The 3370-nt window shown below is 67.0% G+C and carries 6 protein-coding genes; 4 read left to right on the top strand and 2 right to left on the bottom strand.

What is annotated here, in order from left to right; all coding sequences use genetic code 11:
* The 3 genes from VGD20_RS20610 to VGD20_RS20600 all read left to right on the top strand — a co-directional run.
* The coding region (locus tag VGD20_RS20610; RefSeq protein WP_331136241.1) for a DHHA1 domain-containing protein at positions 1-381 on the top strand (381 nt) is incomplete at its 5' end.
* A complete protein-coding gene (locus VGD20_RS20605; protein ID WP_331136240.1) occupies positions 378-869 on the top strand; it encodes an SRPBCC family protein in 492 nt (163 codons plus the stop codon). The genes VGD20_RS20610 and VGD20_RS20605, both read left to right, overlap by 4 nt.
* Complete coding sequence (locus VGD20_RS20600) at positions 866-1390, top strand: hypothetical protein (protein ID WP_331136239.1); 525 nt, start codon at positions 866-868, stop codon at positions 1388-1390. Before VGD20_RS20605 ends, VGD20_RS20600 begins: the two co-directional genes overlap by 4 nt.
* Here the strand turns inward: VGD20_RS20600 and VGD20_RS20595 are convergent.
* Complete coding sequence (locus tag VGD20_RS20595; protein WP_331136238.1) at positions 1353-1766, bottom strand: holin family protein; 414 nt, start codon at positions 1764-1766, stop codon at positions 1353-1355. The genes VGD20_RS20600 and VGD20_RS20595 overlap by 38 nt on opposite strands.
* A 61-nt stretch (positions 1767-1827) precedes the next feature.
* A complete protein-coding gene (locus VGD20_RS20590; protein WP_331136237.1) occupies positions 1828-2397 on the bottom strand; it encodes a glycoside hydrolase family 108 protein in 570 nt (189 codons plus the stop codon).
* A gap of 71 nt (positions 2398-2468) precedes the next feature.
* Here VGD20_RS20590 and VGD20_RS20585 point away from each other — a divergent pair.
* Positions 2469-3370: NADPH:quinone oxidoreductase family protein (locus tag VGD20_RS20585; protein WP_331136236.1), on the top strand; the 902-nt coding region annotated here is incomplete at its 3' end.

Here is a 3370-nt window from a genome sequence, read left to right as displayed (position 1 = left end):
GCAATGGGCGGCATCGCTGAGGCCGCGGGGTCAGCTTCAGCGACCTCCAAGGCAGAAGCCGTCGGCGCATACAAGTTCCTCGGCCAGGTGGTCGAAGGCCTCGATCCCAAGGGCTTGCGCGGCGAAGTTGACGGCATGAAGCAGCGGCTCGGCAGCGGCATCGCTGCGCTGGTCGCCGTCAACGAAGGCCGCGCCAGCGTGGCGGTTGGAGTCACCGACGACCTTGCGGGCCAGGTTTCGGCGGTCGAACTGGTAAAGGCCGCGGTCGCGGCGCTGGGCGGGCAGGGCGGCGGCGGCCGTCCCGACATGGCGCAGGGCGGCGGGCCTGACGGCGGCGCGGCGAACGATGCCGTCGCGGCGGTCAAAGCGGCGCTCGCTTGAAACCGACCAAGAAGACGCGGCGCACCGATCATGCCGAACGGCTGATCGCGGCGCCGCTGGTCGATGTCTTTGCGGCGTTCACGAGCGCCACGAAGCTTGCGATATGGTTGCCGCCCGAAGGGGCGACGGGGACATTCGAGCATGTCGACCTGCGCGCGGGCGGCGGCTTTTTGATGCGACTGACCTTTGACGACGCCGATATCGAGACCAAGAGCGACGACGATAGTGACATTGTCGAAGTCTATATTCCGACACTGGACGACGGGCGGCTGGTCGTGTGGCAGGTCGAGTTCGAGTCCGACGATCCGCGCTTTTCCGGGACGATGGAGATGCACTGGTATCTGTCGCGGCAGAGCGGCGGCACGCTGGTCACGATCGACGCGCATCATGTGCCGCCGGGAATTTCCGCCAAGGATCATCTGGAAGGGCTGAACTCGTCGCTCGCGAACCTCGCGGCGGTTGTCGAGGCCGGGGTGCGGGGCGCATGAGGGCGATTGCGTCCGGGGTGCTCGGCGTTACCCTGCTGTTTGCCGCCGGTTGCGGTGAGAAAAGCGATCCGGCCGAGACGGGCAAGGGTGGCTGGCGCATCCCTGCGGGCGTCTATGGCAATGTCGCGCCCGACGCCGCGAATGGCGGCCTGCACGGCATGGAAGTCGTCCTCGATCGCGGCGACGAGAGCGCGAGCGCGGACTTCGTGCGCTGCGAGGGTAAGTGCGAGGCGGCCGCGAAGCGCCCGCTGCGCCGCGGATTGAACGGTGTCTCCTTTGCGATCGACCATGATGGGCGCACCATCGATGTACTCGTCGGACCCGCGGGGCCGGACGCGATGGAAGTGAGCGCCGACTGGGGCAAGGGCCTCGAAAGCCATCGCCTGCCCAAGATCGCGCGCGAGGTCGGACTGGCCGCGGCGCGGCAGGCGGTGGACGATGCGGCGGCGCCCGTCGTCCTTGCGCCGCCCGCGCCGCCGATGCCTAGCTCTCCGCCCCCTTTGCCTTCCCCCATGCCCTAGCGGCGGTGTACCCCAGATAGCCTGTACCGAAGAGCGCGTAGAGCGGCTCGGGGATCCCCGCGAGATAGGCGTTCATTCCCTCCGCAATCCCCTTTGCCATCTCGGGCCGCGCGGCCGCGATCAGACCCATCGGTATCGCCCAGAGCAGCAGGGCGTACATGACATAGAGAAAGCTCGGCCGCGCGCGGCTGGTCCACGGGTCGGCGCTGTTCGCCTCGGCGACGATCGCGGTCATCCGCGTGCGGATCGCTTCCATTTCCTGGCTGCCTTCCAGCTTGAGCAGTTCGAGCTTGGCGCGGTCGCGCGCTTCGGGATCGGGAATGATCTTGTCGATCAGCTTGGCGATAGGGCCGATCAGGCCTTCGATGATGCTCATGGCAATGCTCCTGTCAGTTCAAAGTTCAGGGAAGTTCAGCCCCATGGCGCGGGGTGGGGTGTTAGCCGTCGCCGATGCGGTTCGCGAGCCAGCCGTAGAGAAAGGCTTCCTGGCTCGGGCGGCGCTCGGCGAGCGCGATGTAGCGTTCGCCCTGCAGCGCCTCCATCGCGCGGAGGAGGACGGTTTCGCCGCCCTTGCCGCGGGCTTTCAGAAAGCCGTCGAGTGCCGACAGCGTGCGCGGGCCGATGTCGCGGTCGACGGCAATGTCGGGATAGTCGCGCGCGGCGCGGTTGAGCGCATTGAGCGCCCGCTGAAGAAAACCGGCGGCGGTGCCGGTCCCCATGTTGACGCCGGTATCGAACAGCTCGGCTGCGATCCCTGGCGCGCGCAATGCGACCTTGTCGAATCCGGGACGCAGCCAATAGAGCCGGCGATAAATCGATGCGGCTTCGCTGCGCGGCAGGTCGCGCATCGCGCCCGCATAGCCTTGCGCGCGTGCGACGGCTTCGGTGATCCCCCAGCAGGTCGGGCCGCCGCGATCGGCGGGGTGGTTTACATATCGGCCTTCGCGGTCGATGACGGCATCGATCAGCGTGTCGGCGGTACATATCGACGGGTCGGGTTTTGGCATGATTCGCTCCTATGGTTCTTGTAATTTCACAAACAAACCATATTGGTACATTGTAGGAAAGGTCTTTCTCGATGCGGGCATTGCAGATACGCGAATTGCTGCCCGATCATGGCGGCGCGGATCTGGTCGATCTTGCCGTGCCCGAGCCCGGACCCGGTGAGGTGCGTGTGCGCGTGCGCGCGGCGGCGGTGAATTTCCCCGACCTGCTGATGACGGGCGGCGGCTATCAGTTGAAACCCAACCTGCCGTTCGTGTCGGGGCTTGAGTTTGCGGGCGACGTCGACGCGCTCGGCGACGGCGTGACGGGCTGGACGATCGGTGATGCGGTGATCGGCGGCAACCGGTTCGGCGCGATGGCGGAATATTGTGTTGTTCCGGCGGGAGCGCTGCGACCAAAGCCCGAGCGGCTGTCGTGGGACGAAGCCGCCGCTTACGGCGTTGCCTATCTCACCGCCTATGTGGCGCTTGTTCGCTGCGCGCGGATCGAGCCCGGCGAATGGACGCTGGTGCATGGCGCGGCGGGCGGGGTCGGGCTGGCGACGGTCGATCTGGCGAAGGCGCTCGGCGCGCGCGTGATCGCCGCGGCGAGCAGCCCGGCAAAGCGCGACGCGATTGCCGCCTCCTATGGCGTCGACGCGTTGATCGGCGCCGCACCGGGATTTCGCGAGGAGGTGAAAGGGCTGACCGGCGGTAAGGGCGCCGATGTGATCTTCGATCCGGTCGGCGGCGATGTATTCGACGAATCGACGCGCTGCATCGCCTTTGGCGGGCGGTTGCTCGTCGTCGGCTTCGCCTCGGGGCGTATTCCAGAGGTGTCGGTGAATATGCCCCTGATCAAGGGCTTCTCGGTCGTCGGCGTGCGCGCGGGCGAATATGGCCGCCGCTTTCCCGAGCGGGGGGCGGAGAATGTCGCCGCAATCGATGCGCTGGCGGCGGATGGCAGAATCCGGCCGCACGTCCATGCGGTGCTCGA

This window comes from Sphingopyxis sp. (genome assembly GCF_036402335.1).
In the GTDB taxonomy this organism is placed as follows: Bacteria; Pseudomonadota; Alphaproteobacteria; order Sphingomonadales; family Sphingomonadaceae; genus Sphingopyxis.
The sequence above is the reverse complement of the archived record's forward strand: the minus strand, read 5'-3'. Positions and strand labels throughout refer to the sequence as shown.